Source organism: Pseudomonas maumuensis, assembly GCF_019139675.1.
GTDB classification, from domain to species: domain Bacteria; phylum Pseudomonadota; class Gammaproteobacteria; order Pseudomonadales; family Pseudomonadaceae; genus Aquipseudomonas; species Aquipseudomonas maumuensis.
This window is the reverse complement of the sequence record NZ_CP077077.1, coordinates 3327882-3354840: the sequence shown is the minus strand read 5'-3', so window position 1 is coordinate 3354840 and position 26959 is coordinate 3327882. Positions and strand designations below refer to the sequence as shown.

Sequence of the window (26959 nt, the reverse complement as noted above, 5' to 3'; positions counted from 1 at the left end):
GGAGTACACATGCGTGCGCGTCAACTGGGCATCACCCTCGGCCACGGCACCCCGGGCCCGTTCAATGCCATTACCGACGTACCAGGGGTGCGGGTCGGCCACAGCACCCTGATCGACGAACAACGCGCGGCGCCGATCCGCACCGGAGTGACGCTGATCGAGCCCCGCGCAGGCGCGGCCCGCCAGCAACCCTGTTTCGCCGGCTGTCACGTGCTCAACGGCAACGGCGACGCCACGGGCCTGGAGTGGATCCGCGAGGCCGGCCTGCTGACCACGCCGATCGCCATCACCAATACCCACAGTGTCGGCGTGGTGCGCGATGCGCTGATCGCCGCCGAGCGCGAGCGCCTGCCGGACGAAGCGGTGTACTGGTGCATGCCGGTGGTCATGGAGACCTACGATGGCTTGCTCAATGACATCTGGGGCCAGCACGTGACCCCGGCGCAGGTGCGCCAGGCACAGGAGGCGGCCATCTCGGGGCCGGTGCAGGAAGGACCGGTGGGCGGTGGCACGGGGATGATCTGCCACGAGTTCAAGGGCGGCATCGGCACGGCCTCGCGGCGCCTGGAGGACGGGCAGGGCGGCTGGACCGTCGGCGCGCTGGTCCAGGCCAACCATGGCCAGCGGCGCGAGCTACGGGTGGACGGTTACCCGGTCGGGCGCCAACTGGGGCATTTGCCGTCGCCTTTCGCCGAGCCTGTGACCGGCACCCCGGGCATGGGCTCGATCGTGGTGGTGATCGCCACCGACGCGCCGCTGCTGCCACACCAGTGCCAGCGCCTGGCCCAGCGCGCGTCGATCGGCATCGCCCGCACCGGTGGCGGCACCGAGGACTCCAGCGGCGATATCTTCCTGGCGTTCTCCACCGGTAACCAGAATCTGCCGCCGGCGGACTACGCACGCAAAGGGCTGGAACAATGCACCGAGTTGCGCATGCTCAACAACGACCATATTTCGGCGTTGTTCATGGCGGCGGCGGAAGCGGTGGAGGAGGCAATCGTCAATGCCTTGCTGGCGGGGCGTACGATGCAGGGCAAGGGAGGGGTGGTGGTGCCGGCGCTGGATGGGGATACCTTGCTGACGGCATTGCATGAAGCTGGCTGGAAACCGCGCAGCTAAGGCCATCGCGGGGCTGGCCCGCGATGGCCTCGTCGGCACTTACTGGCGAACGCCTGCCAGGGCGCTGCTGGTGCTGCGCGAAACGCGCAAGGCCACCAGGCTACCGACCACGATCAGCCCGGCCAGCGCATACAACGCCGCATCGGTCGAGCCGGTCTGGTCCTTGATGAAACCCACCAGGTAGGGGCTGAGGAAGCCGGCCATCTGCCCCACCGAGTTGATGATCGCCAGGCCCGCCACGGCGGTGCCGGCGGTGAGCAGCGCGGTCGGCATCGGCCAGAACATCGGCAGGCCGGTCAGCGCACCCATGGTGGCGATGGACAGGCCGAGGATGGCGATGCTCGGGTGGGCGGCGAAGTTCACCGCGATCAGCAGGCCCAGCGCCCCCATCAGCATCGGTACCACGAGGTGCCAGCGGCGTTCGTTGCGCAGGTCCGCCGAGCGGCCGACGACAATCATGAACACACCGGCCAGCAGGTACGGGATGGCGCTGAGCCAGCCGATCAGCAGGGGGCTGTCGAAGCCCATGTTCTTGATGATCGACGGCAGCCAGAAGTTGATGGCATAGACACCGCTCTGGATGCAGAAGTAGACGAAACCGAAAGTCCAGATCAGCGGGTTGCCCAGCACCGACAGCACGCTGTCGCCGCGGGTGGCCGGCTTGCCGGCGGCGTCGGCTTTCAGGTCCGCCTCGATCAGCTGGCGTTCAGCCGGGCTCAGCCAGCGGGCGCTCTGGTAGCCGTCGCTGAGCAGCACGATGGCCAGCGCGCCCAGCGCGACGGTGGGCAAGCCCTGGATCAGGAACATCCACTGCCAGCCGGCCAGGCCGTGCTGGCCGGCGGCGAAGTGGTCGAGGATCCAGCCGGAGAACGGCCCGCCCAGCAGCCCGGACACCGGGATCGCCGACATGAACAAGGCCATGATGCGGCCGCGACGGTCCGCCGGGAACCAGCGCGAGAGGTAAAGCACCACGCCCGGAAAGAAGCCCGCTTCGGCGGCGCCGGTCAACAGGCGCAGGGTGTAGAACTCGGTGGGGGTGGTGACGAACAGCAGGCAGGTGGACAGGCTGCCCCAGGCGATCATCATCAGCGCGATCCAGCGTCGCGGCCCGAAGCGGTTGAGCGCCAGGTTGCTGGGCAGGCCGCAGAGCACGTAGCCGATGAAGAAGATGCCGGCGCCGAGGCCGTACACGGTTTCGCTGAATTTCAGTGCATCGAGCATCTGCAGCTTGGCGAAGCCGACATTGACGCGGTCGAGGTAGTTGAACAGGTAGCAGATGAAAATGAACGGGATCAGCCGCAGGGTGATGCGCCGGTAGAGCGCATTGCGGGTGATCTCGTTGCCTTGGTCAGGGGCGGGGCTGTGTGCCATGATCGGGTTCTCTGTTGTTATGGTTGTCACCGCGTCGCCTGTGCCGGCGCTCGCCTGGAAAAGTCTCGGGCAGTGTAGCGCGGCTGTCTTTGTGCTTTTGCACAGCTTCAGGTAGGGACTGCTGTGCCCCCGACCAAAGCCGAAGGATTCTTAAATGTTCGAGCTGGACCACGACCTGGCCCAGGACATCGTCGACCGGGCGATGGCCATCCTGCCGTGCAACGTCAACGTGATGGACAGCCAGGGGCTGATCCTGGGCAGTGGCGAGGCCGAGCGCATCAATACCCGCCACGAAGGCGCGCAGCTGGTGCTGGCCAACGGGCGCATCGTCGAGCTGGACGTGGAGGCGGCCAAGTGCCTCAAGGGCGTGCAGCCCGGCGTCAATTTGCCATTGATGCTCGATGGCCGGCTGATCGGCGTGCTCGGCCTCACCGGCGATCCTCAGCAACTGCGCACCTACGCCGAGCTGGTGCGCATGACCGCCGAGATGCTCCTGGCCCAGCGCCACCTGCAGGTGGAGCAGCAGTGGCGGCGCCAGCGCTGCGACGACCTGCTGGCACTGTTGCTGGGCGGCAGCGGTGACTCGCCGCGGCTGGTCGATGAAGCCCGGCAACTGGGGCTCAAACCGAACCTGCCACGCATTGCCTGCCTGTTCGAGTTGCGCGGCGGCCCGCCTGCCGAGGCGCTCTCGGCCTGGCTGATGAGCCGCTACCCGGACAGCTGGTGTGTCAGCCCTGCGCGGCAGTCGCTGCTATGGTGCCGGCCAGCTGGCGTGCCGCTGGACGAGCCGCGCCTGCTCGAACGCCTGCAACGCCATGATTGGGACGTCGAGCGCCTGGCCTTGGGCAGCCCGGCGCAGAGCCTGGAGCAACTGCGCCGCAGTTACCGGCGGGTGCGCGACCTCTTGGCCTACGGTCGTGAGGTGCTGCCCGACGAGCGCCTGCTGAGCCTGGCCCGCTATCGCCTGCCGGCGCTGCTGTGGCGCCACCGCAACGACGATGCGCTGGACGAGCTGCTCGAACCCTTGCAGCGCATTCGCGCCAAGGACGCCAGCGGGCAGTTGCTGCTCACCCTGCGCGCCTGGTGCGCCCATGACGGGCAGAGCCAGGCCTGCGCCGAGGCGCTGGGAATACACCGCAACAGTTTGCGCTACCGGCTGGAGCGCATTGCCGAGGTGGGGGAGGTGGATCCGTTGCGCATGGAGGGGATGCTGAGCTTGTACCTGGGGTTGCAGCTGTTGCCGGCGGACTGACGGCTGGCAAAGGCATTCGCCCAAACAACCGCCCCTGGGTTTTGTGCATCCGACCGAGGCCAGTGCACCGCGCACCTGTCAGCATGCGCGGAACAGGACAGGAGAATCCCATGAAAATCGTCATCGCCCCCGATTCGTTCAAGGACAGCCTCGACGCAGCCGGTGTCGCCCGCGCCATCGCCACCGGCCTGGCCGAGGTGTGGCCGGCCTGCGAGCGCATCGAATGCCCGATGGCCGATGGCGGTGAAGGCACCATGGAGGCGATCGTCGCCGCCAGCCAGGGCGAACTGCGCCGTCAGGTGGTACGTGGCCCGCTGGGCGAGCCCGTCGAGGCCGCGTGGGGATGGCTGGCCGAGAGCCGCACGGCGGTGATCGAGATGGCCCAGGCCAGTGGCATCCAGCTGGTACCTAACGGGCGGCGCGACGCGTGCCGTAGCAGCACCTGGGGCACCGGCGAGTTGATCGCCGCGGCGCTGGCGGCCGGCGCTTCGCGGATTGTGCTGGCCATCGGCGGCAGCGCCACCAACGACGGCGGCAGCGGCATGCTGCGTGCGTTGGGCCTGCGCCTGCTGGATGTCGGGGGCGAGCCATTGGCCGAGGGCGGGCTAGCCCTGGCGCAACTGGCGCGCATCGACGCCAGCAGCCTTGACCCACGCCTGGCGCAGGTGCGGGTGGATGTTGCCGCAGATGTCGATAATCCACTGTGCGGCGCCAATGGCGCCTCGGCGATCTTCGGCCCGCAGAAGGGTGCCAACCCCGAGCAGGTTCAGGCCCTGGACCAGGCCCTGGCGCACTTCGCCGATCATTGCGCGGGTGTGCTGGGCAAGGATGTGCGTGACGAGCCTGGCAGCGGTGCGGCCGGCGGGATGGGGTTCGCGGCCAAGGCGTTCATGGGCGCGCAGTTCCGCCCGGGGGTCGAGGTGGTCGCCGAGCTGGCCGGGCTCGACGCCCTGGTGCAGGGCGCGGATCTGGTGATTACCGGCGAAGGGCGCTTCGACGCCCAGACCCTGCGCGGCAAGACGCCCCTCGGGGTGGCGCGGGTGGCCAAGCGTCACGGCGTGCCGGTGGTGGTGCTGGCGGGCACGCTCGGTGCGGGCTACGAGCAACTGTATGGGCAGGGCATCGATGCGGCCTTCGCTCTGGCCAGCGGGCCGATGAGTTTGGAGCAGGCCTGTGCCGAGGCGGGGGCGTTGCTCAAGGCGCGGGCCGCGGATGTGGCGCGGTTGTGGCAATTGGCGCGCCAAGGCTGACGGCTTCGGGTGTTCGTCTCAACGCTTGCAGCGCCTGTCAGATCGAGCGCCGCCCGCGCGGCGCATCGCGGATGAATCCGCTCCTACATCTTTTGCAACGTGGCCATGCCTGATAGGCCATGGTTGATAGCCTTGTTGCTCGACGCGATTTTTCGGTGGGCATTGCTGCTGCCCCACCTGTCTCAAGCCTTGCGCCAAGGCTGGCAACCATGGCCTGACAGGTTCGGTACGTTGCAACAAGTGTAGGAGCGGATTCATCCGCGATGCGCCGCGCGGGCGGCGCTCGATCTGACAGGCACTGCAACTCTAACGTCGAGCATCCCGCCTCAGGCGGCGCTCCTTTCATGAATACGCAACAGCCCGACTCCACACAGCAAGCGCTGACGCTTCCACCCCCTCCCGATAAATATTTATTTAGCCTCCTAATCAAGGCTTTGACATTCACTGCCTAAGCAGTAATATTTCCACACAATTACCCGAGCAGGCCGCCGATGTCCCATTTCACCCCGGAAAATTTCCAGACCTGTGCCATCGGCATGCTGCTTGGCCGCGCCGCGCTGCTCAAGGACCGCATCCTCGACTGGCACCTCGAAGCCGATGGCGTCACGGCCGCCCAGTTCAAGGTGCTGATCATCGTCACCCAGTACCAGGTCGATACCCCGGCCGAACTGTGCCGTTACCTGGGCCTGGACAGCGGTTCGATGACCCGCATGCTCGACCGCCTCGAGCAGAAGGGCTTGATCCTGCGCAACCGCTGCCCCGACGACCGCCGCCAGGTGCGCCTGGCGCTGACCGCCGACGGCCAGCGCCTGGCCGACCGCCTGCCCCAGGTCGGCGCGGCGGCAATGAACGAATTGGTCGGCGTGCTGCAGCCCGAGGAACTCAAGACCCTCGAGCAACTGCTCGCCAAAGTCCTGCTCAGCGCCGGCGACCCCCTGACGATCCGCCGTTTCGGCGACCGTTGATCCCAGTCACGTATTTTCCAAGGTATTGTCATGGCCACTCCCGCTGACACCTCCACCCCGGCCCCTGAGCCTGACAACTCGGGCAAGCGCAAGGCCTGGCTGCTGGCCCTGTTGCTGATCCTGATCCTCGCCGGTGCCGGCACCTGGGCCTGGTACAGCCTGGTCGGGCGCTGGCACGAAAGCACCGATGACGCCTACGTCAATGGCAACGTCGTGGAAATCACCCCGCTGGTCACTGGCACCGTCACCAGCATCGGCGCCGACGACGGCGACCTGGTGCATGCCGGCCAGGTGCTGCTGCGTTTCGATCCAGCCGACAGCGAAGTTGCCCTGCAGGCCGCCGAGGCCAAGCTGGCGCGTACCGTGCGCCAGGTGCGCGGGCTGTACAGCAATGTCGATTCGCTCAAGGCGCAATTGCAGACCCGCCAGGCCGAGCTGCAGAAGGCCCAGCAGGACTACAACCGACGCAAGGTGTTGGCCGACAGCGGTGCCATCGCCGCCGAGGAAGTCGCCCACTCCCGCGATGACCTGACCGTGGCCCAGGCCGCCGTCAACAGTGCCCGCCAGCAACTCAACACCAGCACCGCGCTGGTCGACGACACGGTGGTCTCGTCGCACCCGGAAGTGATGGCCGCCGCCGCCGACCTGCGCCAGGCCTACCTGGACCATGCCCGCACCACGCTGGTGGCGCCGGTCACCGGCTATGTCGCCAAGCGCACCGTGCAACTGGGCCAGCGCCTGCAGCCGGGCACCGCGACCATGGCGGTGATTCCGCTGGACGAGGTGTGGGTCGACGCCAACTTCAAGGAAACCCAGCTGCGCGACATGCGCATCGGCCAGCCGGTGGAAATCACCGCCGACCTGTACGGCAGCGAAGTGACCTACTCCGGCACCGTCGACAGCCTCGGCGCCGGCACCGGCAGCGCCTTTGCCCTGTTGCCGGCGCAGAACGCCACCGGCAACTGGATCAAGATCGTCCAGCGAGTACCGGTACGTATCCATCTGGCCCCCGAACAGTTGAAGACCCACCCGCTGCGCATCGGCCTGTCCACCGTCGCCGAAGTCGACCTGCACGACCAGAGCGGTCCGGCGCTGGCCCAGCAACCGCCGCAGCAGGCCAGCTATACCACCGAGGTGTACGACCGCCAGCTGGTCGAGGCCGATGACCTGATCGCCCGGCTGATCCACGAGAACAGCGCCACCGGCAAGACGGCCCAGCGATGAGCCAGGCGGCCCCCGCGCAGTTCACCCCGCCGAGCCTGCTGCTGACCACGATCGGGCTGTCCCTGGCGACGTTCATGCAGGTGCTCGACACCACCATCGCCAACGTGGCGTTGCCGACCATTTCCGGCAACCTCGGGGTGAGCTCGGAGCAGGGCACCTGGGTGATCACCTCGTTCGCGGTGAGCAACGCCATCGCCCTGCCACTGACCGGCTGGCTGAGCCGGCGCTTCGGCGAAGTGAAGCTGTTCATCTGGGCCACGCTGCTGTTCGTACTGGCGTCGTTCCTCTGCGGTATCGCCCAGTCGATGCCCGAGCTGGTGTTCTTCCGTGTGCTCCAGGGCGTAGTAGCCGGCCCGTTGTACCCGATGACCCAGACCCTGCTGATTGCCGTGTACCCTCCAGCGAAACGGGGGATGGCCCTGGCGTTGCTGGCGATGGTCACGGTGGTCGCGCCGATTGCCGGGCCGATCCTCGGCGGCTGGATCACCGACAGCTACAGTTGGCCGTGGATCTTCTTCATCAACGTGCCGATCGGCCTGTTCGCCGCCGCCGTGGTGCGCCAGCAGATGCGCACGCGACCGGTGGTCACCAGCCGCCAGCCCATGGACTACATCGGCCTGCTGACCCTGATCGTCGGTGTCGGCGCCTTGCAGGTGGTGCTCGACAAGGGCAACGACCTGGACTGGTTCGAGTCGTCGTTCATCGTCATCGGCACGCTGATCTCGGTGGTGTTCCTGGCGGTGTTCGTCATCTGGGAGCTGACCGACCGCCACCCGGTGGTCAACCTGCGCCTGTTCGTGCACCGCAACTTCCGCATCGGCACCCTGGTGCTGGTGGGCGGCTACGCGGGGTTCTTCGGCATCAACCTGATCCTGCCGCAATGGCTGCAGACCCAGATGGGCTACACCGCCACCTGGGCGGGCCTGGCGGTGGCGCCGATCGGCCTGTTGCCGGTGCTGATGTCGCCGTTCGTGGGCAAGTACGCGCACCGTTTCGACCTGCGCCTGCTGGCCGGTATCGCCTTTCTGGCAATCGGCACCAGCTGCTACATGCGCGCCGGTTTCACCAACGAGGTGGACTTCCTGCATATCGCTTTGGTGCAGCTGTTCATGGGCATCGGCGTGGCGCTGTTCTTCATGCCGACCCTGAGCATCCTGCTGTCGGACCTGCCACCGCACCAGATCGCCGACGGCTCGGGGCTGGCGACGTTCCTGCGCACCCTGGGTGGCAGTTTCGCCGCGTCGCTGACCACCTGGATCTGGATCCGTCGGGCCGACCAGCACCATGCTTATCTGAGCGAGCACATCAGCACCTTCGAGCCGGCCACCCGCCAGACCCTGGAACAACTGGGCGGAGCCAGCCCGCAGAACTACGCGAAGCTGGAGCAGATCCTCAACAGCCAGGCGTACATGATGTCGACGGTGGACTACTTCACCTTGCTGACCTGGGTGTTCGCCGGGTTGATCCTGTTGGTGTGGCTGGCCAAACCACCGTTCACGGCCAAGGCTGGGCCGGCGTCGGCGGGGCATTGATCCCGGCGCTAGTCAGCGCATCGCCGGCAAGCCGGCTCCCACAGCGATTGTGCATGCCTGCTGCTTTTCTGTGGGAGCTGGCTTGCCAGCGATGAGGCCAAGCCAGGTTTTCAAATGATGGTATTTCCCCTAGTCTTGAAGGTCTTTTCCAGACTACTTGGCAGGCTCATGGACAAGGTCATCGTCATTACCGGCGCCAGCCGGGGCATCGGCGCCGCCACCGCGTTGCTGGCGGCGCAACAGGGTTACCGCATCTGCATCAACTACCACGCTGATGACCAGGCCGCCGAGGCGATGCTGGCGCAGGTCCGCGCGCTGGGGGCCGAGGCCATCGCGGTGCGCGCCGACGCCAGCGTCGAGGACGAAGTGGTGCGGCTGTTCCAGTGCGTCGACCAGGAGCTCGGGCCAGTCACCGCGCTGGTCAACAATGCCGGCACCATCGGCCAGCAGAGCCGGGTCGAGGAGATGTCCGAGTTTCGCCTGCTCAAGGTGATGAAGACCAACGTGGTCGGGCCGATGCTGTGCGCCAAGCATGCCTTGCTGCGCATGGCCCGACGGCATGGCGGGCAGGGCGGGGCGATCGTCAATGTGTCGTCGGTGGCCGCGCGTTTGGGTTCGCCCAACGAGTATGTCGACTACGCCGCGTCCAAGGGCGCGCTGGATACCTTCACCCTCGGCCTGGCCAAGGAAGTGGCGGGCGAGGGGGTACGTGTCAATGGCGTGCGGCCTGGGTACATCCACACCGGGTTCCACGCCCTGAGCGGCGATCCGGATCGGGTCGGCAAGCTCGAGCCTGGCCTGCCGATGGGGCGTGGCGGCCAGCCTGAGGAAGTGGCCGAAGCGATCCTATGGCTGCTTTCGGACAAAGCATCCTACTCGACCGGCAGCTTCATCGACCTGGGTGGCGGCCGCTAGGGGTCTGTCTCGCAACTAAGCTGCTCACTTTTGGCGGCGCCTTGGCCGAACACCGCTCGCCAGAAGAACACGTAGTACCGAGACAGGACACTCGCATGCCTCAGTCCTGCAGCATCCGGTTAACCCGCGTCGCCAGTTGCTTCAAGGAAAACGGTTTGGTGAGCACGCTCATGCCTTCCTCGAGGGCGCCATCGCGCAGGGCGGCCGTTTCGTCGTAGCCGGTGACGAACAGCACCTTCAAACCTGGGTAGCGCAGGCGCAATGCACCGGCCACTTGCCGGCCATTGAGGCCGCCCGGCAAGCCAACGTCACTGATCAGCAGGTCTGGTGCGGTGCTCGCCTGGAGCGCCGCCAGCACCTGGGGGCCGTTTTCGTACATCTGTGCCTGATGACCCAGGTCCTCCAGGACCTCCCCGATCACCACCCGCATGGCCACCTCGTCCTCGACCACCACAACGTGCCGTGCGGCCTGAGCGCTCGGCACGGGTATAGCCGCGTCAATCGGCGCAGGCATGCGCGGCGCCGCGCTGTGATGACGTGGCAGGTAGAGGTTCACGCATGTGCCTTGCCCAAGTATCGAATCGATCTTTATCTGCCCCCCGGACTGGCGCACGAAACCGAAGATCATCGAGAGACCAAGACCGGTCCCCTGGCCAAGCGGTTTGGTGGTGAAGAACGGATCCACCGCCCTGGCCAGCACCTGAGGGTCCATACCGCGCCCAGTGTCGCTCACACTGATTCGCACGTACTGCCCGGGGCTCAGGTCCAGGGGCGCGGCCTGGTGTTCGTCGAGCGCCACATTGTGGCAGGTGATGCTGACCGTGCCACTGGCGACGATGGCGTCGCGGGCGTTGATGCATAGATTGAGCAGCGCGCTTTCCAGCTGCGGTGGGTCGATGCGCACCGTCCAGAGGTCATCGTCGCTTTGGCAATACACCTCGATATGCGGCCCGACACTACGGGCAATCAGATCACGCATGCCGTCGACCAGCGCAGTTACCGCCGTTGGCTCGGGCAGCAAGGTCTGTTGCCGGGAAAATGCCAGCAGACGATGTACCAGCGAGGCGGCACGTTGCGCCGCGTCCTGGGCATTGCCCAGCAGCGGGGGCACAGCGTCGTGACGTTGCTGCTGCAGGCGTTGCCCGGCCAGGTCAAGCGCGCCGAGTATGCCGCCGAGCAGGTTGTTGAAGTCATGGGCGACACCGCCGGTGAGCTGCCCCACGGCTTCCATCTTCTGCGCTTGGCGCAAGGCGTGCTCGGCGTGCGCCAGACGTTGTTGCTCCTCGATTCGTTCCGTGACGTCGTAGGCGAACAGATAGGCGCCAAGGGGATCGTCGCCGCTACCGAGCAAGGGGGCGAAGCGCATTTCGTAGTGTCGCCGTCCATCGCCTTGACCGAACGCTTCGATGGTCATGAAGGCTTCCCCGGCCAGTGCCCTGCGCCACAGCGCCAATGAGCGTTGGCAATCGTCCGTGGCGGCAGCGAACTCAACCGACAATGGTGCGACGATTTCGGGCTGAAAGGCGAAGATGCGCTGGAACTCGACGCGGGTGGCGGCATTGATGGCCTGCCAGCGCATCTGCCTGTCCACCACCTGCACACACGCGACACTGGCGTCGATCAGGTCGGCGAATACCTTGCGTTCGGCCAGCGCCTGTTCGATGCGTTGTTCCAGTTGCGTATTGAGCACTTGTAAGGCCATTTCGGCGCGCTTGCGCGCAGTCACGTCGCGAAAGATGACCGCTACCTGATGATGCTCGGCGGGTTCGACACGAATCGCCGCCAGCCCTAGGTAGCGGTTGGTGGCATACAGTTCGTGCTCGAAGTAGATCGGCTCACCGGTGCGCGCCACATGGCCGAAGCGTTCCAGCCAGATGTCGGCTTCATCGGGAATGACTTCGCGCAGTGTGCGTCCGACCACATCGGGCAGGCCGGCATGACGGCAATAGGCAGGGTTGGCCATCAGGTGGTGGTAGTCGACCCATCGGCCATCCGCGCCGGCGATGAACTGAATGATGCAGAAGCCTTCTTCCATGGTCTCGAACAGGAAACGATAGCGCTCGGCCTCGCGAACTTGCTCGCGTAGTTGCCCAAGCTCGCGCGTAAGGCAGGCATTGCGGTCGCGTTCCTGATCGAGCGCCTCACGCAGGGTATGCAGCTGGTCATGGCTCTCGCTGTGGGAGCGAAGCGACATCGACGGGACTCCTTGTCAGTGTGAGTTGCTTCATGTGTTCGAGTATTGCTCGAACGCGAAAGGTTTGGGCAGCACCCCCGGTACTGCATTCCTCTCCTGGCGCAAAACTTCGTTTGCCATCGCTCGACTGGCCCCGTGGCGATCGAGTGGCGGGCTGGTGTTTAGCGTCAAACCGTGGCAGGTCCATGGCGAGCTGCGCTGAGCAGCTGATCTACTTGTGAGGTCAGGAGTGTCAGCTCGAAAGGCTTGTGCAGCAGGGCGGTCCGCGTGGCGGTATTGAGCCTGTCGATCTCCAGGTCATTGCCGTAACCGGTAATGAACAACACCGGCAGTTCATCGTCGTACTCCCGATAAGCATTGGCCACTTGGTAGCCATCGACAGCGCCCGGCAGCCCTATATCGGCAATTATCAAGGCCGGACGCAGCCCCTGGCTGAGCGCCTGTACGGCACGGGTACCCTCGGCATAGGTTTGCACACGATACCCGCGCTCCTCGAGGACTTCGCGGATGACCATGCGTAGCGTCGGCTGGTCTTCGACCAAAACGATGCAGCGGTTGGTGTTGGATGGGCTTGGGGAGACGGTCGGGTAAGCGCTGGAAGCACCCAGCAGTTCCGCGCTGTCGTTGCGTGGCAGGTAGAGGTTGATGCGCGTGCCGCCTTGCGGCGTGCTGTCGATATCCAGGTGTCCGCCGGACTGGCGTATCAGCCCATAGGCCATGGACAGACCCAGGCCGGTGCCCTGGCCTAGCGGCTTGGTGGTGAAGAACGGCTCGATGGCCCGGGTGGTGATGTTCTCGGGCATGCCGCAGCCGGTGTCCTCCACCACGATCTTCAAGTAGTCGCCGGGCTCGAGCTGCAAGCTGGCGGCCTGGATCGCATCGAGTGCGCAATTCTGGCAGCCAATGCGCAGCATGCCGCCTTTGAGCATGGCATCACGGGCGTTGATGCACAGGTTGAGCAGGGCGCTTTCCAGCTGCGGGGGATCGACGCGCACCAGCCATTGCCCGGGCAGCGTCGCATCGACGAAGAGGATGTTGCTGTCGATCGAACTGTGGATCAGGTCATGCATGCCGGCCACCAGGTGGTGTACGTCCACCGCCTGCGGCATCAGCGCCTGCTGGCGGGCGAACGCCAGCAGGCGCTGGACCAGCGAGCTTGCACGCGAGGCGTTCTGCTGGACAATGCCCAGCATGTGTCTGCAGGCCTCGGCGCGACCTTCATTCAGGCGTTTCTCCGCCAGTTCCAGCGCGCCCAGAATGCCGCCCAGAAGGTTGTTGAAGTCATGGGCGATCCCGCCTGTCAGCTGGCCGATCGCTTCCATCTTTTGCGATTGGCGCAAGGCTTCCTCGGTCTGGCGCAGTTGTTCCTGCTCTTGGATCCGGGCCGTGATGTCGTAGGCGAACAGGTAACCGCCCTGGATCTGTCCTTCTGCGTCGATCAATGGGTTGTAGCGCATGTCGTAATGGCGCTGAGTCCCGGGAGTACCGACGCTGATGGTCTGGGCGAAGGCCTCGCCTGCCAGTACGCGCGGCCAAACCGGCTCGAGGCTGCGCATGATTTCCGGCTGCATGGCCATGATCTTGGGAATGTGATCGCCTACCTTGGGCGTGAAGTCGTGCAGCCGCTCGAACGTCTCGCGGGCCGTTCGGTTGATGGCGATCAGACGCAGGTCGCGATCGGCGGCGAACACGTTGGCCAGGCTATGGTCGACGAGCTCGCCCAGCAGCTTGTTGTTGGTCGTGGCTTCGTCAGCGCGTTTTCTCGCGCTTGCGAGCAGGGTGTTGGTGATCTGGTCGCTGGCTGGGATGCCGGTGAACAGTACCGCCACCCGTCGATCACAGGGTGGGCCAAGGGGGTAGGCGGCAATGGAAAGATGCCGGTCGGTGGCGACCAGTCGTTGTTCGAAGTGGGCCGGCTGCCCGGTACGCACCACCTCGGCGAAGCGCAGCACCCAGGAATCGGCTTCGTCCGGGATGAGTTCGCGGACGGTCTGCCCCATGTGTTTGGGGTGCGCGGTGTGATGCACGCAGGCAGCATTGTTCAGAATGTAGCGGTAGTCACTGAGGGCACCCTCGGGACCGTCGAGCATTTCCAGGACGCAAAAGCCCTCGGTCATGTGGCTGCGCAGCAAGGCGAAACAGGCGCGCTCGAACTGATGCTGGGCAACTTGGGCTTCGAGTTCGGCGATGCGCGCAAGCAAGTGTTCGCGGGAAGGGGCATCGGACATGGACAGGCACCCGTCGGGAAGTGGTGCCACTATAGCCGCCTGGGCGGTGCCTGCCAAAGGTCAGAACGAGCGCACGATGCGCCCCAGGGTTTCCATGGCTTGCTCCGCGCCGTCGCCCCAAGGGCTGCCGTAGTTGAGGCGGATGCAGTTGCCGAAGCGCCGGGTGGGCGAGAAGATCGGCCCCGGGGCGATGCTGATGCCCTGGGCCAGCGCCATGTGGAACAGCTTCAGCGCGTCCATCTGCTCGGGCAGCTCCAGCCACAGGAAGTAGCCGCCGGAAGGCTGGCTGACCCGGGTCTGCGCCGGGAAGTGACGGGCGATGGCGGCGAGCATGTTGGCTTGCTGGCCTTCCAGCGCGTAGCGCAGCTTGCGCAGGTGGCGATCGTAACCGCCGTGCTGCAGGTAGTCGGCGATCGCCGCCTGGGCCGGCATCGAGGCGCACAGCGAGGTCATCAGCTTGAGCCGCTCGATCTTCTGCGCGAAGCGCCCGGCGGCGACCCAGCCGATGCGGTAGCCGGGGGCCAGGCTCTTGGCGAACGAGCCGCAATGCATCACCAGCCCTTCGGTGTCGAAGGCCTTGGCCGGTTTCGGCGCCTGCTGCGAGTAATACAGCTCGGCGTAGACATCGTCCTCGATCAGTGGCACCTGGTGGCGGCGCAACAGCTCGACCAGTTCCTGCTTCTTGGCCTCCGGCATGCTCGCGCCCACCGGGTTCTGGAAGTTGGTCATGCACCACACGGCCTTGACCGGGTGTTTGTCCAGGGTCTGGGCCAGCACGCCGAGGTCCATGCCCTCGCGCGGATGCACCGGGATTTCCACCGCCTTGAGCTTGAGGCGCTCGAGCACCTGCAGGCAGGCGTAGAAGGCCGGCGCTTCGATGGCTACCAGGTCGCCGGGTTGGGTCACTGCCTGCAGGCACAGGTTCAACGCTTCCAGCGCGCCGTTGGTGATCAGCAGCTCCTCCATCGGCAGCATCAGCCCACCCACCATGTAGCGCAGGGCGATCTGCCGGCGCAGTTGCGGGTTGCCCGGCGACAGGTCGGTGACCACCATGCGCGGGTCCATGGCCCGGCTGGCGCTGGCCAGCGAGCGTGACAGGCGCTGCAGCGGGAACAGGGTCGGGCTGGGGAAGGCCGAGCCGAACGGCACGGTGTGTGGGTCTTTGATCGAGTCGAGGATCGAGAACACCAGGCCGCTCACATCGACATCGGTGGACTCGCTGGCCGGCGCCTGGGGCTGCGGCTCACAGAACGGCCGCGGTGCGTGGGCGTTGACGAAGTAGCCCGAGCGTGGCCGGGCGCGAATCAGGCCGCGGCGTTCCAGCAGGTAGTAGGCCTGGAACACGGTGGACGGGCTGACCCCGTGGGTCTGGCTGGCGTAGCGTACCGAAGGCACCCGCTGGCCGGGGCCTAGCACCCCGGAGCGGATCAGTTCGGCAATGTCGTCGGCGAATCGTTCGTAGCGTTTCATTATGGTTTTGGCAGGCAAGGTGAAGGTCAGTGTAAGGGATCAGCGATTCATCGGCGCGACGAAACGGCTGCGTGCGGTGCTGCGGATCCCCGGCTGGTCGCTGTCCTGGATTTCGAAGGTCAGCTCCTGGGAACTGCTGGTCGGCCGGTCGGCAAGCATCGCCACCGACACCGGCAATTCGCTCATCTCGCCCGAGGCGAGGGTGAACTCGGTACGGCCATGCAGCTCGAAACCGTCGGCGTCCACCAGGCGCAGGCGATAGTGCTGCGGTTCCTGAGTCTTGTTGATGATCTTGAGCAGGTAAATGTTCTCGATCTGCCCCAAGGCGTTCTCGCGGAACAGGCCACGGTCCTTGATCACGTCCATCGACACCATCGGGCGCATCTGCAGGGCGAGCACCAGGGCGCCGATCATCACCGTCAGCGCGGCGGCGTAGCCGAGCAGGCGAGGGCGCAGCCAGTGGGTCTTGCCGCCTTGCAGATTGTGTTCGGACTTGTAGCCGATCAGGCCACGGGCATAGCCCATCTTGTCCATCACCCCGTCGCAGGCGTCGATGCAGGCGGCGCAGCCGATGCAGGCCATCTGCAGGCCTTCGCGGATATCGATGCCGGTGGGGCATACCTGCACGCACAGGGTGCAGTCGATGCAGTCGCCCAGGCCCTGGCTGCGCGCATCGCTGCCTTTCTTGCGCGGGCCACGGGCTTCGCCGCGGCTGGGGTCGTAGGCCACCGCCAGGGTGTCCTTGTCGAACATCACGCTCTGGAACCGTGCATAGGGGCACATATGCATGCACACCGCCTCGCGCAGCCAGCCGGCGTTGAGGTAGGTGGCGGCGGTGAAGAACAGCACCCAGAACAAGGCCACGCCACCCAGCTCGAAGGTGAGCAGTTCGGCGGCCAGCGGGCGGATCGGCGTGAAGTAGCCGACGAAGGTCAGCCCGGTGAGCACGCCAATGGCCAGCCACAGACCATGCTTGAGGCTACGCCGGGCGATCTTCTCCACGCCCCACGGTGCGGCGGCCAGCTTAATGCGCTGGTTGCGGTCGCCCTCGGCGATTTTCTCGCACCACATGAACAGCCAGGTCCAGGTGCTTTGCGGGCAGCTGTAGCCGCACCAGACGCGTCCGGCGAACACGGTGATGGCGAACAGGCCGAAGGCGCAGATGATCAGCAGCGCCGACAGCAGAATGAAGTCCTGCGGCCAGAAGGTCGCGCCGAAGATATGGAACTTGCTGTCGGCCAGATCCCAGAGCACGGCCTGGCGGTCGCCCCATTGCAACCAGGCGGTGCCGAAGAACAGCACGAACAGCAAGCCGGCGAAGGCGATCCGCAGGTTGCGGTAGAAGCCGGTGAAGCTGCGTGTATGAATGCCACCGGCCACCTGGCTTTTGCTCTTGTGGGTGGTGGGGGCAATCTCGATGACTCGGAAGGGGATTCTGTCGCTCATGGTTCGTCGCTCATCAGGCCTCGATCAGGCCAGGGCACTATGGCCCGCGATCTGTTTTCAGCACAGGTCCAGGTATCGAGATAAAAACCATATCAGATGATGGGTTGGTTTGTTGAGGCCTTGTATTTCGGGGCGTGGAGTGCAGGCATGCAGATGCCTGCGGCTATCCACCGCACCTTTGCTGGTACGGCTTTGCTGCCTGAAAATTCAGCACGGAGGCCTCCTGAGGAATGTTCAGCCCTTTATTCTGGGCGGCCTGCACACTGTGGATGCTTGAGTTGGCGACCAGTGTTTTTCCAGAAGCTAGACCGCCAGAAGCAATACTCCCCAAACCCGCCATGTGTTTGCGGGCCCATCTCCGGCCCCCCGATGGGGAATCTAGTCAAATGGACGCGCTGTCTAAGTTGAGGGTCGCCGCCAGGAAAAATATCCTCTGCAGTCCTAACTATATTCCACCAAGAGCCTGCTGTACGGTCTTTGTACGAATTGACAGAGCCGAATATAAAATCTATCCAGTTTAGCAAGCTCCCCCTTGGTAAAAAATCATAGTATACATTTTCTCCAATTTCGCGATAAGGGTCCAGGCTCAAGTTATAAAACCTGGCTTCTTTATGATTTGCGCTCTGCATCCATGGAACAATTACATTCTCAACATCTTTGATTCGCGCCGCTGCGCCCATGAAAACAATATTATCTACATTTAGTCTAGGGTGCCTCACAAGAATGTCGGTAGAAACTATAGCGCCCATGCTGTGGCCAATAATATTTATTTTTACGTCTTTTAGGCTGCTATCTCGAGCCCATTCCGCTAGCAACTTGGTGGCTGCAGTATCCGCATACCGAGGCACATCCTGCTTATCGTCGCCGTCGGAAGACTTAGATGCTGGAAGCTCACCTTCATATGCCTGTTTTTTTGTAAGAACAAGGTCGGCGCGACGTAACATCGAATCCCATGCTCCTGTTCCCAGGCCATCTAGGAAAGGGGCAGTTAAAAATTTCACCGGGTTCCAAACAGTCCAGTATGCGTTTCCAACACCGGTGTAAGGCTCCCTGCTGTGTACTGAAAAGTGCTGATGATCAAGTTCCGCTGCTCGCAATTTGTAATTTCTTTCATCGACTGTTTCCACGCCCTTGGCGACAATTACAGTGTCAGCAATTTCTTTGTATGTTGCTGCCGGAATTCTAGATACAGACCGAGCGGCGTCTTCCACAAATACAAAAGGAGAGCTCACTCCGCCTAAAACAGGACGGCTAAGCCCCTTTCTTATCCTGAATAGATGATCGAAGTAATTGGTGAATGGGCCACTATCCCAGCATATGAATACCGGATACTGCCCGTCTTTGATCATATCCCTGGAAAATTTTCTCGCTCGCTCAGTAGCGCCATCAAAAACATTCAAGCCACCATGCACAAATAAAGTGAGGCGCAGTGTTTTTGATTGGCCTTTCGCCTTTTCGTTTGCTGACTTAAATCCACTAATTATCCCTGAGATATATTTCCTTTCGGCTCTATCAACTTCCAGAAAATCTTTTGATTCTGACACTTTTTTTCCGGTTTCAGGATTTAGCAACTCTCCATTTTTATCTATATAGATAGTGTTTGTTTGCGAGTTCACATCATCAATCGCGGAGTCGTTTTTATTCGTCGCGCATCCTGCCGCGAAAAGCAGTGACATGACACTTGCCGCAATGGCTTTCATATGTCCCTACTCCTATAAAGTCGATCAATATCAGGATCCGGGCAAAGTTATATAACTTGACGATATGGCAGTGAAACACCAGGCGATGAAGGATTAATGTAAGCATGGTCATGCTTAATCAGGTTGTTACAATCCACGAAAGCTTTCAGAGAATGACTTTGTGGGGTTCGACCTGCAGGAGAGATTGCATAAAAACCCCTGTCATGGTGGCACTATGCCAATAGGATGGCAGAGACAGGAGCGATGTCAAATACGATGAACCAAAATGGCAAGTAACCTAACAGCAGCGCAGGCCGTGCTTGCAACCTTGAACTGCAGGGGCGCCGGAGTAAATTGCTGGATGGTTAGAGCGCGACCGCGGCGTGTGCAAGGTGCGTAACTCGGCCTGTTATCATGCCCTGTTTCGACGGCGGCAGACCCCATGAACTTGCCATTCGGCCTAGTGCGCAACACACTGATTTAGCTTAAGTACGCTGCCAACCAGCACTTGCTGGCGGACTGTTCACTAAGCCAACAACATCAGTAGGTAAGCTGCGCTGTTGAGCTCACTTTGGCTTTCCGCTACTTACTAGCAACTGCTTGCGGGGACTTTCTCGCGAGCATAGGAACGCTGCCTGATCAGGCGGCGCAAGCTCAGAAGAAGGTGTGAAAACGCCAGGGGCGGCGCGCGCAGGGCCGCCCCGTCTTGCACCGGTCAGAAACTGCCTTTGAGCGTCAGCATGAAGTTGCGCGGCTCGCCGTAGTAGTTACCCCAGCCAGTGGCCCCCACGGTCGAGTAATAGCGCTTGTCCAGCAGGTTGTTGCCGTTCAGTGCCAGGCTCCAGTGTTCGTCCAGGCGGTACTGTACGCGACCGCTCCACAGCGTGTAGCCCGCTTGCTCGATGCTCAGGTTGCCCTGGCGGCGGAAGTTCTCGCTCTGGCTGGATACCCCGGCCCCTACGGTCCAGCGCTCGAGCGCGCCGGCAAGCTGGTAGTCGCCCCAGACTTTGAGCATGTGCCGCGGGATGAAGCTGGAGGTGAAGGTGAGCTCGGTCGGGTCGGTCTGGTTGATGGTGTTCAGGTACTTGGTCTGGGTGTAGGTGTAGCCTGCCAGCAGTTGCAGGCGCTCGATGGGCGAGCCGCTGACCTCGGCCTCGAAGCCCTGGGCGCGCACCTTGCCGCTGTCGGTGTAGCAGTACTGGTCGCCCGAGCCCTTGCAGGTGTCGACGAAGTCGGTTTCGGCGCGGTGCTCCTCGATGGTGCGGAACAGGTTGAAGGCGGTGTTGAGCGCGCCGCCGAACAGTTCACCCTTGATGCCCAGCTCGTAGTTGGCGCCGGTTTTCGGTTGCAGGGCCTGGCCCTGGGCATTCACCAGGTTGCTCTGCGGCTGGAAGATATCGGCGTAGCTGGCGTAGGCGGTCCATTCATCGTTGAGGTCATAGAGCACCGCGGCGAAGGGCGTGACCTGGCCGTTTTCCTGGCTGCGGTTATGCACCCAGTAGTCCCAGGCCTGGGTATAGGAATCGCTTTTGTTGCGGTACCAGCTCACTCGTGAGCCGAGCACCAGGGTCAGCGGCTCGGCCAGCTTCAGGCGCAGGGTGGCGTAGGTGCCGTACTGGGTGGTGGTGGAGTCGGTGGGAACGCTGCCGCCGCGGCTGGGGGCGGTCAGGAATGCGTCCTTGGACGGGTGCGGGAAGGCCGGCGACGGGTCGAACGGATTCTGGGTGCCGCTCAGGCCCATCAGCGCGAAGTAGTCGTGGGTCTGCTGGCGGCTGGCGTTGGCGCCGACGATCAGTTCGTGCTGCAGACCGAACGCCTCGAACTTGCCGTCGAGGTAGCTATCGAAGCCGTAGTCGTCCTGGTCATAGTCGAACCGCCCGGCGTAGCGGCGGATAGCGGCGCTGCCGGCACCGACCGGCACCGCGCCCTCGGCGTAGCCGTACTCGATGTTCTGGTTGTTGTGGGTATAGACCGAGGCGAAGTTCAGACTCCAGTCGTCGTTGAAGCGGTGCTTGAGGTCGGCGAAACCGGTGGTGCGCTGGCTTTGCTGGTCGTTCCAGCTGGCGCCCAGGCAGGTGGAACGCGACAACTTCAGGTCGCTGCCGTCGGCGTAGCGGGGCAGGCCGTGGTAGCAGGGCGAGGCATCGACGTCCTCATAGGCCAGGCCGACGCCCAGGGTGGTGTCGGGCGTAACATCCCAGTCGAGGGCGCCGTACAGCACCTGATCCTGGCGCTTGGCATTGTCGTAGAAGTACTGGCGGTCCTGCAGGGTAGCCACGGCGCGGCCGCGCACGGTGCCCGACTCGTTCAGCGGGCCGCCCACGTCGACCTGGCCACGGTAATTGTCCCAGGTGCCGGCGGAAAGGGTCAGCGTGGTCTGGGCTTTGTCCTGGCCGCGCTTGCGCACGAAGTTGACGCCACCTGCCGATGAGCCGGAACCTTTCATCATGCCGGCCGCGCCCTTGAGGATCTCGACCCGGTCGTAGAAGGCCATGTCGCTGGAGAAGCTGTTGGCCTGCACGTAGTTGCCGCCCACGTCCAGCGGCACGCCGTCGTACTGGTACTGGCCGTCGAGGTTGAAGCCACGGGAGTAGAAGTACTTGCCGCCCATGGGCGAGTCGTAGACGGTGATGCCGGGGGTCTTGTCGAGCACCTGCTCCAGGGTGTTGAGGTTCTGGTCGTCGAGCATCTTGCGGGTCATGACCGTGACCGACTGCGGTGTCTCCTTGAGCGTATGCACGCCTTTGCCGATGGTCACCGCCCGCGCTGCATAGGACTGGGTGCCCTCGCTGGTGGCATCGAGGCGGTTGGCGTCGATGGTCAACGGCCCCAGCTCCATCGCGGGGCCATTGTCAGCCGGGACCAGCACATAGCCGCCATTGCCCTGGCGCTGGGCTTGCAGCCCGCTGCTGCCGAGCAGGCGCAGCAGGCCTTCCTCAACGCTGTAGCTGCCGTCGAGCCCAGGGGTGGAGAGATGGCGGGTCTGCTCGGTGTCGAACGAAATGGTCACCCCCGCCTGCACGCCGAACTGGGTGATGGCGTTGCCCAGGGGGCCGGCTGCGATGTGGTAGGCGGTCTGGCTGATGGCCAGGGCGTCGATCGGCGCGAACATCAGGCCAGGCGCGGTGGCGAGGGACAGGCCGAGGGTGAACCGGTGGATGGCGTGGCGCAGGCGGGTGCTGGGCTGGAGCAGGGGCATTGGGTGATCCTTGCGTGTCATGGCGGAAAGTCGCTGTCGTCGCGGCTTGTGTCATGGACGGACGAGAATCGAAATCAGCAAGATTGCGAAAAACTTTTTTTGCATCGGGTTCAGGCAGGCTCGACGCTCACCCAGTAGCGGCTCAGGTAGTACACCTTCACTGGCAGGGATTTCGGCAGGTTCGCCAGGGCGATATCGGTGTCATCGATGGCGAATGAGCCGGAAATGCGCATGCCCTGGATGGAAGGCGCGCAACGCAGTACGCCGGGGCGGTAGCGGCCCAGTTCGGCGATGAAATCCCCCAGGCGCCAGTCGTTCACGCTGAGCATGCCCTGGACCCAGGCCGCGGAATCGGCAGGCAGGGCCTGGGCGTGGCCGATCGCGTCGCGGTCAAAGCCGGCCTGCTGGCCGGCGTCCAGGCGCAACACCTGGTCGAGGTGGCGTAGCGGGCGTATCTCGACGGCTGACTGCAACACGCCGGCCTGCGTCTGCTGCGTTGTTTGGCGCACACTGAACCGCGTGCCCAGCGCACGCACGCTGCCGTTGTCGGTATGCACGATGAACGGGCGGTGGGTGGCATCGCTGGCGGTGCTGATCAGGATCTCGCCGCGATACAACTGGATCGCCCGCACCTGGGCGTCGAAGCGTACGTCGAGTGCGGTGTCGACGTTCAGCTCCAGCTGTGAACCGTCGTCCAGGTGCAGCGAGCGCCGTTCACCGCTGCCGGTGCGCTGCTGGGCGAGCAGGGCGCGATAGGGCACCTGCTCGCTGGCCAACCAGGTACCGCCACCGACTGCCAGTAGCAGGCCCAGCACCTTGAGCACCTCGCGGCGCTGCGCTTGGGCCGCGCCCAGGCCCGACAGCGCGGCTTGGCGCGGCAGAGCTGACCACTGGCGTTGAAGTTTCTCCACCCGCGCCCAGGCTTCGGCATGCGCGGGGCTCGCGGCCAGCCAATCGCGCCAGGCCTGGGTCCGTGCTGTGTCGGCATCACCGTCATTGAGTTGCACGTACCAGGTGGCGGCTGCCTCGAGGGTCTTCAGGTCCACTGGCCGGCCCTCAATTGTCGACCACCAGCAGGCAGCGGGTCATGGCCCGGATCAGGTGGTTCTTCACTGTAGTGATCGATACATCGAAGCGTTCGGCGACCGCCGCGTAGGTCAGGCCTTCCAGTTGCACCGCAAGGAAGATGTCACGGGTCCTGGGGCCCAGCTCGTCGAGCAGTGCATCGACCGCTACCAGCATTTCGATGATCGACAGGCGCGTCTCCGGCGACACTTCGACCGGCTCCGGGCGCAAGGCCAGGGCCTGCAGGTAGGCCTGCTCGATGGCGCGGCGCCTGACTTTGTCGATCAACAGTGCGCGGGCAATGGCGCTGAGGTAGCTGCGCGCCTCGCGAATGGGGCCCGGGTTGCGGGCAGTCATCACCCGCAGGAAGGTGTCGTGGGCCAGGTCGGACGCATCGGCGGCATTGCCCAGGCGTGCGCGCAGCCAGCTTTTCAGCCAGCTGTTGTTTTCGCAGTACAGCTGGTGAAGCGCCGAGCGGTCGAGCGTCGACATAGAGCGGGATCCAGGATGTAAATGGTAATTGCTCGCATTGTCTCGGGGTGGCGGGGGGATTGCAAGGTCCGGCTGGTCTGTCGCACCCAGCTCAACTGATGAAAATTATCCTCGATACCAGCTCCGCGCTGTTCTTGGCCTGCAACTTCTTCATCAGCCGCGCCCGATGCACCTCCACCGTCCGGTGCGATATCCCCAGCTGCCGCGCCACTTCCTTGCAGGTCAGCCCGTTGACGATATGCGATGAAATCTGCCGCTCCCGCGGCGTCAGTTGCACCGCGGGCGCCGGCTGCCGGTCGAGCCGTTCGAAATGCCAGACCATCAGCTTGAACGGATCGTCCGTGGTCAGCGTGAAGCCCTGGGCCCGGGCCCAGAACACCTCGCCATTGCGGTGCTGCATGAAGCGCTCGTCTGAGTAGAAGGCGCCCAGCCCGTTGCGCAAACAGTGCTCGCTGCGCTCGCCGATGCTCTGGTAGTCGGCCTGGGAAGGGTAGAGCAGCAAGGTCAGGTGCCCGCGCAGTTCCTCGCGGGTGTAGCCGAACAGCCGGGCAAAGGCCTCGTTGCAGTCGAGCATGCGCCGATGCCCGGTGATCAATTGGGGTGCGGGTGACACCTGGAACGCCAGGCGCTCGAGGTCCGGGGAGGCGTGGGTGGGTACGGTCATCAGGCTTCCTGCCTCGGTGCTTATGGTCATGCCCCGTAAGGCTCACTACTTACTCGTGTACGTAGTTGCCCCAACTAGCGTGGGATTCGGGTGCTGACACATTGTATGCAATACCCGCTTCAAGGACAGAAGAAAACACCATGTTCCACGATTCCGTCGCCATCGTCGCCGCCGCGCACAGCCCTTTCGGTCGTTTGGATGGCCTGAACCTCGAAGACCTGATCGTCCAGGTTACCCGTGATGCCTTGCAGGATGCAGGCATCGACGCCGCCGAGATCGACGCGCTGTTTCTCGGCCATTTCAACTCGGGCCTGGTGGCCGACGGCTTCCCCGCCTCGCTGATGCTGCAGGCCGACCCGCAACTGCGCTTCAAGCCCGCCACCCGCTGCGAGAACGCCTGCGCCTCGGGCTCGGCGGCGATCCAGGCCGGGATCAACGCGATCCGCAGCGGCGCCGCCGAGCTGGTGCTGGTAGTCGGCGCGGAGAAGATGACTGGCAACAGCACGGTCGAGGTCACCCGGGCACTGGCCGGTGCCGGTTACCAGAACGCCTTGCAGGAGGCCGGCCTGAGTTTTGCCCAGCTGTTCGGCCAGGTTGCCCAGCAATACACCGAGCGCTACCACAGCCCACTGGCATCGATGGCGGCGATCGCGGTGAAGAACCACGCCAACGCCATGGCCAACCCGCTGGCGCAGATGCACCGGGTGATGGACTTCGAGCACTGCAACCAGGTGTCGCCGAGCAACCCGCTGATCGCGGCGCCCCTGCGCCTGACCGACTGCTCGCTGATCAGCGACGGTGCTGCGGCGATCATCCTGGCTTCGCCCGCCCGCGCCCGTTCGATGCGGCGCCAGGTGGCGATCCGCTCGATGGTCCAGGTCAATGACTTCCTGCCGCTGTCGCGTCGCGACATGCTGGCCTTCGAGGGGCCGCAGCGGGCCATCCACGGGGCGCTGCGCGAGGCGGGGGTGACCCTCAACGACCTGAGTTTCGCCGAGGTGCACGACTGCTTCACCATCGCCGAACTGCTGATCTACGAAGCCATGGGCCTGGCGCCGCGTGGCGAGGGGCACCGCGCCCTGGACGACGGCATCGTGCGCCAGGGTGGGCGCTTGCCGGTGAACCTGTCCGGCGGGCTCAAGGCCAAGGGGCATCCGGTGGGGGCAACCGGGGTGTCGATGCATGCCCTGGGCTTCGCCCAGCTGACCGGCAAGCCCATCGGCCTAGGCGTGCCCAACGCCGAGTTCGGCCTGTTGTTCAACATGGGCGGGATGGCGGTGGCCAACTACGCCAGCGTGCTGCAAGCCGTCAGGGTCTGAGCCATGAACATCGCCCATTGGTTGCAGGATGCGGCCCAGCGTTGGCCTGGGCGGCCGGCGTTGTTCGAGGGGATGCGGCAGATCGCCGACTACCGGATGTTTGCCACCCAGGTGCGGGCACGGGCGCTGGAGCTGCGTCACGTGCATGGCATCGAGCCGGGTGAGCGGGTGGCGCTGTTGATGAAGAACAGCTGCGACTACCTGCAACTGCTCTATGCGATCTGGTGGTGCGGTGCGGTGGCGGTGCCGATCAACCACAAACTACACGCCCTGGAAGCCGCGTGGATCGCCGGCAATGCCGGGGCGCGGCTGATCTTCACCGACGAGGGCCAGCTGTTCGCCGACCTGGCATTGCCGAACGGTTGTCGCGAGCTGGCCACGCCTGTCCAGCGCATGCCGGGGTTGCCGGCCAGCGATGAGCTGCAGGCGCCGCACCCACGCCTGGACAGCGACCTGGCCTGGCTGTTCTACACCTCCGGCACCACCGGGCGTTCCAAGGGCGTGATGCTGTCCCATGGCAACCTGATTGCCATGTCGCTGTGCTATCCGCTGGACGTCGACCCGGTAGCCGCCGATGACGCCGTGGTCTATGCCGCGCCGATGTCCCACGGCGCGGGGCTGTACAACTTCATCCACGTGCGCTGCGGCGCCCGGCACGTGATGCCCCTGTCCCGTGGTTTCCAGGCGGCGGAGCTGTTCACCCTGGCGCGATCGCTGGGGCAGGTCAGCCTGTTCGCCGCGCCGACCATGGTCAAGCGCATGGTCGAGCATGCGCGTCAGCAGGGCTATGCCGGCGAAGGCATCAAGACCATCGTCTATGGCGGCGGCCCGATGTACCTGGCGGACCTGGTGGATGCCTTGGATACCTTCGGCCCGCGCCTGGTGCAGATCTATGGCCAGGGCGAATGCCCGATGACCATCAGTGCATTGTCCCGCGAGGCCATCGCCGACCGTGGCAACCCTGGCTGGCCGGCCATCGCCGCTTCCGTTGGCCGGGCCCAGGCCTGCGTGGAGGTGCGCGTGGTCGATGGCACGGGCCGGGAGACGGCGACCGGCGAGGCAGGAGAGATCGTCGTGCGCGGCCCAGTGGTGATGCAGGGTTACTGGGACAATCCCCAGGCCACCGCGGCGGCCCTGGTGGATGGCTGGCTGCACACCGGCGATATCGGCTTTCTCGACGGCCAGGGCTACTTGTCGCTGACCGACCGCAGCAAGGACGTGATCATTTCCGGGGGCAGCAACATCTACCCCCGCGAGGTCGAGGAAGTGCTGATCCAGCACCCCGAAGTGTTCGAAGCCTGCGTGGTGGGTGAAGCCGACGCCGAGTGGGGCGAGTCGGTGGTGGCCTTCGTCGTGCCGCGCACGGCAGGCAGCCTCGACTCCCAGGCACTCAATCAGTGGTTCCTGGCGCGCATGGCCTCGTTCAAAAAACCGAAGAAGTACCTGTTCTGCGCCGAGCTGCCGAAAAACAGCTATGGCAAGATTCTCAAGACCCAGTTGCGCCAATGGCTGCAAGACCCGGACGGGTCGCTCGGCAGCGCTTGAGCCGCGACATTTCATGGAAAGCGACACGAC

Annotated in this window: 19 protein-coding genes; 9 read left to right on the top strand and 10 right to left on the bottom strand. The window is 64.3% G+C overall.

The window, feature by feature from the left end; genetic code table 11:
• Positions 1 to 9: 9 nt before the first annotated feature.
• Positions 10 to 1119, top strand: a complete 1110-nt coding sequence (locus KSS90_RS14895; protein WP_217866174.1) for a DmpA family aminopeptidase — start codon at positions 10 to 12, stop codon at positions 1117 to 1119.
• A 39-nt stretch (positions 1120 to 1158) separates the two neighbouring features.
• Here KSS90_RS14895 and KSS90_RS14890 read toward each other — a convergent pair whose 3' ends face one another.
• A complete protein-coding gene (locus tag KSS90_RS14890; protein WP_217866173.1) occupies positions 1159 to 2490 on the bottom strand; it encodes an MFS transporter in 1332 nt (443 codons plus the stop codon).
• 154 nt (positions 2491 to 2644) lie between these two features.
• On the opposite strand from KSS90_RS14890, the gene KSS90_RS14885 reads away from it, so the two are divergent.
• From KSS90_RS14885 to KSS90_RS14860, 6 genes are all read left to right on the top strand, one after another.
• Positions 2645 to 3742, top strand: coding sequence for a sugar diacid recognition domain-containing protein (locus KSS90_RS14885; protein WP_217866172.1), 1098 nt, complete (start codon positions 2645 to 2647; stop codon positions 3740 to 3742).
• A 110-nt stretch (positions 3743 to 3852) separates the two neighbouring features.
• A complete protein-coding gene (locus KSS90_RS14880) occupies positions 3853 to 4992 on the top strand; it encodes a glycerate kinase (protein WP_217866171.1) in 1140 nt (379 codons plus the stop codon).
• A gap of 491 nt (positions 4993 to 5483) precedes the next feature.
• On the top strand, positions 5484 to 5957 hold the full coding sequence (locus KSS90_RS14875) for a MarR family winged helix-turn-helix transcriptional regulator (RefSeq protein WP_038706300.1): 474 nt from the start codon (positions 5484 to 5486) through the stop codon (positions 5955 to 5957).
• Positions 5958 to 5987: 30 nt separating this feature from the next.
• The gene (locus KSS90_RS14870) at positions 5988 to 7181 is read left to right on the top strand and encodes an HlyD family secretion protein (protein WP_217866170.1); all 1194 of its coding nucleotides are present in this window, start codon (positions 5988 to 5990) and stop codon (positions 7179 to 7181) included.
• Positions 7178 to 8713 carry a DHA2 family efflux MFS transporter permease subunit gene (locus KSS90_RS14865; RefSeq protein ID WP_217866169.1) on the top strand — a complete coding sequence of 512 codons (1536 nt, stop codon included), beginning with the start codon at positions 7178 to 7180 and terminating at the stop codon, positions 8711 to 8713. Before KSS90_RS14870 ends, KSS90_RS14865 begins: the two co-directional genes overlap by 4 nt.
• Before the next feature lie 168 nt (positions 8714 to 8881).
• The gene (locus tag KSS90_RS14860; RefSeq protein WP_217866168.1) at positions 8882 to 9628 is read left to right on the top strand and encodes an SDR family oxidoreductase; all 747 of its coding nucleotides are present in this window, start codon (positions 8882 to 8884) and stop codon (positions 9626 to 9628) included.
• Between the two features lie 100 nt (positions 9629 to 9728).
• On the opposite strand, the gene KSS90_RS14855 is transcribed toward KSS90_RS14860, so the two are convergent.
• The 9 genes from KSS90_RS14855 to KSS90_RS14815 form a co-directional block, all read right to left on the bottom strand.
• On the bottom strand, positions 9729 to 11822 hold the full coding sequence (locus KSS90_RS14855) for a PAS domain-containing protein (protein WP_217866167.1): 2094 nt from the start codon (positions 11820 to 11822) through the stop codon (positions 9729 to 9731).
• A 167-nt stretch (positions 11823 to 11989) separates the two neighbouring features.
• Positions 11990 to 14050, bottom strand: a complete 2061-nt coding sequence (locus KSS90_RS14850) for a PAS domain-containing hybrid sensor histidine kinase/response regulator family protein (RefSeq protein ID WP_225933085.1) — start codon at positions 14048 to 14050, stop codon at positions 11990 to 11992.
• Between the two features lie 60 nt (positions 14051 to 14110).
• Positions 14111 to 15520: a GntR family transcriptional regulator MpaR gene (gene mapR, locus KSS90_RS14845; RefSeq protein WP_217866166.1), complete on the bottom strand. Its 1410-nt coding sequence runs from the start codon at positions 15518 to 15520 to the stop codon at positions 14111 to 14113.
• Positions 15521 to 15559: 39 nt separating this feature from the next.
• Positions 15560 to 16966, bottom strand: coding sequence for a cytochrome c oxidase accessory protein CcoG (gene ccoG / locus KSS90_RS14840; RefSeq protein ID WP_217866165.1), 1407 nt, complete (start codon positions 16964 to 16966; stop codon positions 15560 to 15562).
• Between the two features lie 242 nt (positions 16967 to 17208).
• A complete protein-coding gene (locus KSS90_RS14835; protein WP_217866164.1) occupies positions 17209 to 18666 on the bottom strand; it encodes an alpha/beta fold hydrolase in 1458 nt (485 codons plus the stop codon).
• Positions 18667 to 19360: 694 nt separating this feature from the next.
• Positions 19361 to 21844, bottom strand: coding sequence for a TonB-dependent siderophore receptor (locus KSS90_RS14830; RefSeq protein WP_217866163.1), 2484 nt, complete (start codon positions 21842 to 21844; stop codon positions 19361 to 19363).
• Between the two features lie 110 nt (positions 21845 to 21954).
• Entirely contained in the window at positions 21955 to 22890 is a 936-nt protein-coding gene (locus tag KSS90_RS14825) for a FecR domain-containing protein (protein ID WP_217866162.1), read from the bottom strand.
• Between the two features lie 10 nt (positions 22891 to 22900).
• Positions 22901 to 23401 carry a sigma-70 family RNA polymerase sigma factor gene (locus KSS90_RS14820; protein ID WP_217866161.1) on the bottom strand — a complete coding sequence of 167 codons (501 nt, stop codon included), beginning with the start codon at positions 23399 to 23401 and terminating at the stop codon, positions 22901 to 22903.
• Between the two features lie 91 nt (positions 23402 to 23492).
• Positions 23493 to 24065 (bottom strand): LuxR C-terminal-related transcriptional regulator, encoded by a 573-nt coding sequence (locus KSS90_RS14815; protein ID WP_217866160.1) that lies wholly within the window; start codon positions 24063 to 24065, stop codon positions 23493 to 23495.
• 140 nt (positions 24066 to 24205) lie between these two features.
• Here KSS90_RS14815 and KSS90_RS14810 point away from each other — a divergent pair, with 140 nt between their 5' ends.
• Together KSS90_RS14810 and KSS90_RS14805 are read left to right on the top strand one after the other, a co-directional pair.
• Positions 24206 to 25384, top strand: a complete 1179-nt coding sequence (locus KSS90_RS14810) for an acetyl-CoA acetyltransferase (protein ID WP_038706289.1) — start codon at positions 24206 to 24208, stop codon at positions 25382 to 25384.
• A gap of 3 nt (positions 25385 to 25387) precedes the next feature.
• Positions 25388 to 26929: a class I adenylate-forming enzyme family protein gene (locus tag KSS90_RS14805; protein WP_217866159.1), complete on the top strand. Its 1542-nt coding sequence runs from the start codon at positions 25388 to 25390 to the stop codon at positions 26927 to 26929.
• Positions 26930 to 26959 lie beyond the last annotated feature (30 nt).